Origin of the sequence: Nostoc sp. CHAB 5715 (assembly GCF_020829685.1) — a bacterium.
Taxonomy (GTDB): domain Bacteria; phylum Cyanobacteriota; class Cyanobacteriia; order Cyanobacteriales; family Nostocaceae; genus Nostoc.
This window is the reverse complement of sequence record NZ_JAIVFR010000596.1, coordinates 1-4,797: the sequence shown is the minus strand read 5'-3', so window position 1 is coordinate 4,797 and position 4,797 is coordinate 1. Positions and strand designations below refer to the sequence as shown.

The following is a 4,797-nucleotide window of genomic DNA, read 5'->3' as shown; positions in this document are numbered from 1 at the left end:
TGCCTTGTGTCTCTTGGCACTTTCCGCTCGACACAATTCTTTTTATACTAGTGGGCTTTAGACCCACAACTAAAGTTTTTATTAATACTTCTTTCATAAAAGCCTTCTGCCCTCTGCCCTCTGCCTTTTTTTTGTAAAAAAAACTACAAACAACTGATTACCAGTAAGGCTTTCATGATAAAAGTAAGCTAAACTTTTATAGCCAAGTATTGCCTAAAAATATTTCATAATTGAAGGGAGAAAAGCCCAATGGAGAACATAAAAATGCTGGAATCATATCGTAAACACGTTGCCCAAAGAGCAGCACTCGGTATTCCCCCTTTACCATTGGATGCGAAGCAAACCTCAGAATTATGTGAATTACTGAAAAATCCGCCAAAGGGTCAAGAGGAGATATTATTGCATTTATTGAGCGATCGCGTTTCTCCTGGTGTTGATCCAGCAGCTTATGTCAAAGCTGGATTTCTCACGGCCATTGCCAAAAAGGAAATCACCAGTCCCTTGGTTTCGCGCATAGAAGCGGTGCAATTGCTGGGGACGATGATAGGTGGTTACAATGTGCAAGCTTTAATTAATTTGCTGCAATGGCCTACTGTATCTCTCTCAGACTCATCCCAAACACCTCTGGTGATGGGCGGACAAGGAAAGGAACCCATCGCCGCTTACGCCGCCAACGCTTTAAGCAAAATCCTCTTGGTGTATGACGCCTTCCACGATGTTTTAGAGTTGTCTAAAACCAATCCTTTCGCCAAACGGGTGATTGACTCTTGGGCGGAAGCTGAATGGTTTACCCTTCGCCCCACAGTTCCAGAAGCGATTACTGTCACCGTTTTTAAAGTTCCTGGCGAAACCAACACCGACGACTTATCCCCCGCCCAAAGCGCCACAACTCGCCCAGATATTCCCTTACACGCCTTAGTGATGTTAGAGTCACGGCAACCGGGAAGTTTGGCAACCATTGCTGAACTTAAGAAAAAAGGGCATTCTGTAGCTTACGTGGGGGATGTAGTTGGTACAGGTTCCTCGCGTAAATCTGCCATCAACTCCGTATTGTGGCATTTGGGAAATGATATACCTTTTGTGCCAAACAAACGCGCTGGGGGTTATGTTTTAGGTGGTGCGATCGCGCCTATCTTCTTTAACACAGCAGAAGATGCCGGTGCTTTGCCTATTCAGTGCGATGTCACCAAACTAGAAACCGGCATGGTAATTACCATCCATCCCTACAAAGGCGAAATCACTAACGTTGCAGGCGAAGTCATTTCCACCTTTGCCCTCAAACCTGACACCATCCTTGATGAAGTCCGCGCAGGTGGACGCATCCCCCTACTTATCGGACGTACCCTCACCGATAAAACCCGTCAAGCACTTGGTTTAAAACCCAGCACCGTTTTCACCCGTCCCCAGCAAGCCTTTGATACAGGCAAAGGCTACACCCTAGCACAAAAAATGGTAGGTAAAGCTTGCGGATTACCTGGTGTGCGTCCCGGCACATCCTGCGAACCCATCATCACTACCGTTGGTTCTCAGGATACCACAGGCCCAATGACCCGCGACGAATTAAAAGAACTCGCCTGTCTTGGTTTCAGTGCAGACTTAGTGATACAAAGTTTCTGCCACACAGCTGCTTATCCCAAACCAGTAGACATCCAAACCCATCACGAACTCCCTGACTTCTTTGCCTCTCGTGGCGGTGTCGCCCTCCGTCCCGGTGATGGTATCATCCACTCTTGGTTAAACCGGATGTTGCTACCCGACACCGTGGGAACTGGCGGCGACTCTCACACTCGCTTCCCCTTGGGTATTTCCTTCCCCGCCGGTTCTGGGTTGGTAGCCTTTGCAGCCGCCTTGGGTGTCATGCCTTTAGATATGCCAGAGTCAGTATTGGTAAGATTTAAAGGTGAATTGCAACCAGGTATCACCCTGCGAGATGTCGTGAATGCCATTCCCTACGTGGCAATTCAAAAAGGTTTGCTGACAGCAGAAAAGCAGAACAAGAAAAACGGCTTCTCTGGGCGAATTCTGGAAATAGAAGGATTGCCAGATTTAAAAGTTGAACAAGCCTTTGAACTCACCGATGCCAGTGCCGAACGTTCTTGTGCCGGATGCACAATTAAGCTGAGTGTAGAGACAATTTCAGAATATCTGCGTTCTAATGTAGCGCTACTGAAAAATATGATAGCACGGGGCTATCACGATCCGCGTACCATGCTGCGCCGTGTGGCAAAGATGGAAGAATGGTTAGCAAATCCCGTATTATTAGAAGGCGATGCCGATGCCGAGTATGCCGAAATAATTGAAATTGATTTGAACGAAATCAAAGAGCCAATTGTTGCTGCTCCCAATGACCCCGATAATGTTAAATTATTATCGGAAGTTGCTAATGATCCAGTGCAAGAAGTATTCGTCGGTTCTTGTATGACGAATATTGGTCATTATCGGGCAACAGCGAAAGTTTTGGAAGGTGCAGGTGAAGTGAAAACTCGCCTGTGGATAGCACCACCAACGCGCATGGATGAACACCAATTAAAAGAAGAAGGTGTATACAGCGTTTTTGGGGCTGCGGGTGCGCGTACAGAAATGCCGGGATGCAGTTTATGCATGGGTAATCAGGCGCGAGTTGCTGATGGCACAACAGTATTTTCTACCTCTACCCGCAACTTCAATAATCGCATGGGTAAAGATGCGCGAGTGTATCTTGGTTCAGCAGAATTAGCCGCAGTTTGTGCGCTGCTGGGGCGGCTTCCCACAGTGCAAGAATATTTGGATATTGTGGCGAGTAGAATTCATCCTTTTGCAGATGATTTGTATCGGTATTTGAACTTTGATCAAATTGCCGGTTTTGAGGATGAAGGGCGCGTAATTTCTAAGGAGGAGCAGGCTTTGTTAGTATAGTTTAATTAGGTGGGTGTTATGCCCACCTAATTTTTAGCGTTTCCAAGAGGAATATTCATGACCAGTTCATCTTTTATAAATGAAAAAAACCTTTATGAACAAGACTTTTACTTGTGGACACAAACAATTGCCCAGCAGTTAAAAGAAAATAATTTTAATCAAATAGATGTAGCTAATCTAATTGAAGAAATTGAAAGCATGGGTAGAAGTGAAAAACGCGAGTTAAAAAATAGATTAATTCTACTATTAATGCACTTGCTGAAATGGCAATATCAACCAGAAAAACGTAGTGAAAGTTGGCGCAGTACCATTTCTGAACAACGTATCTGTATTGAAACATTATTAGAAGATAGTCCTAGTTTGCAACCTCTACTTGCAGAAGTATTTGAAGATTGTTATCGAAAAGCTCGTCTCAAAGCATCTGATGAAACAGGGATTAAATTAAATTTCTTTCCTAAAGAATCTCCGTTTATATTAGAAGAAACCTTAAAAAATACTTATTAAGTTGGAGGAAGGAATGAATTTTTATACCGTCGTACTCAGAAAAAATTCTGGCTATTGGGTTGCTTTATGTTTAGAAAACGGCATTGTCGGGCAGGGAAATAGTCAAGAAGATGCAATTAAAAAACTGAAAGAAGCAATTGAATCTTTTGAAGTGGTTTATGAGTCTGAAAGTAATATTTATAAATCTCCCGTTTCAATAGATGAATTACATGAATTTTTATTTGTTGAAGAAAAAGAACAAGATTTAGAGATATATGAATTAAGGAAGGTTTATGCCTAATACCAATTTAATGTGAAGCTGCACTAAATGAGTAACTCTCTATTCTTGGCGCTCTTGGCGTACTTGGCGGTTCGTATAATATTCTGTGCATCTTCATACAAAATTGGTATAAAAATATACTTTTCCTGAAACCAAAGGAGTTAATTAAGCTTTTAGAACAAGCAGGTTGCACATTTCATAGAGAAGGAAAAGGCGACCATTGTTTATATACGTTAAGGGCTTTAGTTCAAATATTTCTTCTAAATTATCCCAAACAAAAGTTTCTAATTCAGACTCATCAATAAATTTCCAGCCTTGATCGGTTTTGCGTAATGCTACGTTCTTTTGCATAATCTAAATTAAGTAATAATAGGTAGAAATTCAATTTGATGTTTTAAAACTTAGCCAGACTAAAAAGCAACTTTACAAGGCTTTTATCTGAGAGATAGTTAAAATATCAGACAGGAGTTATTTATTTAATTTATACTAAAAATTATCTGATGTCCTTATTTGGGATAAGTAAAGGTAGTGAACTGCGATCGCACCCTCTCACTTCGCACACAGACCTAACCCCCCAACCCCCTTCCCTGCAAGGGAAGGGGGAGAAATCCGGCTCCCCTCTCCGCTTCGGAGAGGGGTTGGGGGAGAGGTCACACATCATTTAAAAATAAACACCTATTTTCATACTTCATAAATGAATAATCCAACACCCGAAGAACCCTATCCACTGAAAAAAGAGGGAACTCGCAATATTGTAATCGGATACAAAGCAGACTTAGTTAAAGTACAACGTGCCAAAGAACTTCGTCAGCAAATGACACCAGAAGAAAAAATTCTTTGGCAACATCTTCGTGCTAATCGCCTGAATGGTTTACACTTTCGCCGTCAGCAGATTATCAATGGCTTTATTGCAGATTTCTACTGTCACGCAACTGCATTAGTGATAGAAGTAGATGGCAAAATTCATGAACAACAAGCTGAATATGATGCAGAACGGGACAAAGTTTTGTCAGCTAGGGGACTGCGTTTGTTGCGAATTAAAAATTAAGACGCTGTAACCTCTATGAGCTAATAATGCTCCAGCAGTCAGTCCACCTATTCCCGCACCGATAACCACGACATGAGAGTTACTTTTGTCA

General features: G+C 42.3%; 5 protein-coding genes and 1 pseudogene. 4 read left to right on the top strand and 2 right to left on the bottom strand.

Features of this window, described 5'->3' with window-relative positions; all coding sequences use genetic code 11:
• Positions 1-264: 264 nt before the first annotated feature.
• Genes acnB through LC574_RS26915 form a run of 3 tightly spaced genes read left to right on the top strand, consistent with a single transcriptional unit; the run spans position 265 to position 3,679 of the window.
• Entirely contained in the window at positions 265-2,895 is a 2,631-nt protein-coding gene (gene acnB, locus LC574_RS26925) for a bifunctional aconitate hydratase 2/2-methylisocitrate dehydratase (protein WP_229456723.1), read from the top strand.
• A gap of 57 nt (positions 2,896-2,952) precedes the next feature.
• Positions 2,953-3,399 (top strand): DUF29 domain-containing protein, encoded by a 447-nt coding sequence (locus tag LC574_RS26920; RefSeq protein WP_229456721.1) that lies wholly within the window; start codon positions 2,953-2,955, stop codon positions 3,397-3,399.
• Between the two features lie 13 nt (positions 3,400-3,412).
• The gene (locus LC574_RS26915) at positions 3,413-3,679 is read left to right on the top strand and encodes a type II toxin-antitoxin system HicB family antitoxin (protein ID WP_229456714.1); all 267 of its coding nucleotides are present in this window, start codon (positions 3,413-3,415) and stop codon (positions 3,677-3,679) included.
• Between the two features lie 144 nt (positions 3,680-3,823).
• Here the strand turns inward: LC574_RS26915 and LC574_RS26910 are convergent, their stop codons facing one another.
• Positions 3,824-4,009 (bottom strand): hypothetical protein, encoded by a 186-nt coding sequence (locus LC574_RS26910; RefSeq protein ID WP_229456713.1) that lies wholly within the window; start codon positions 4,007-4,009, stop codon positions 3,824-3,826.
• Positions 4,010-4,352: 343 nt separating this feature from the next.
• Here LC574_RS26910 and LC574_RS26905 point away from each other — a divergent pair, with 343 nt between their 5' ends.
• Entirely contained in the window at positions 4,353-4,706 is a 354-nt protein-coding gene (locus LC574_RS26905) for an endonuclease domain-containing protein (RefSeq protein ID WP_229456711.1), read from the top strand.
• On the opposite strand, the pseudogene LC574_RS26900 reads toward LC574_RS26905, so the two are convergent.
• Positions 4,695-4,797: pseudogene (locus LC574_RS26900) on the bottom strand (NAD(P)-binding protein); the annotation flags it as partial. The gene LC574_RS26905 and the pseudogene LC574_RS26900 overlap by 12 nt on opposite strands.

Bases quoted from the DNA above. Each gene is read 5' to 3' on its own strand.
- LC574_RS26915 (WP_229456714.1), top strand. From the start codon at position 3,413: ATGAATTTTTATACCGTCGTACTCAGAAAAAATTCTGGCTATTGGGTT.
- LC574_RS26905 (WP_229456711.1), top strand. From the start codon at position 4,353: ATGAATAATCCAACACCCGAAGAACCCTATCCACTGAAAAAAGAGGGA.
- acnB (WP_229456723.1), top strand. From the start codon at position 265: ATGCTGGAATCATATCGTAAACACGTTGCCCAAAGAGCAGCACTCGGT.
- LC574_RS26920 (WP_229456721.1), top strand. From the start codon at position 2,953: ATGACCAGTTCATCTTTTATAAATGAAAAAAACCTTTATGAACAAGAC.
- LC574_RS26910 (WP_229456713.1), bottom strand. From the start codon at position 4,009: ATGCAAAAGAACGTAGCATTACGCAAAACCGATCAAGGCTGGAAATTT.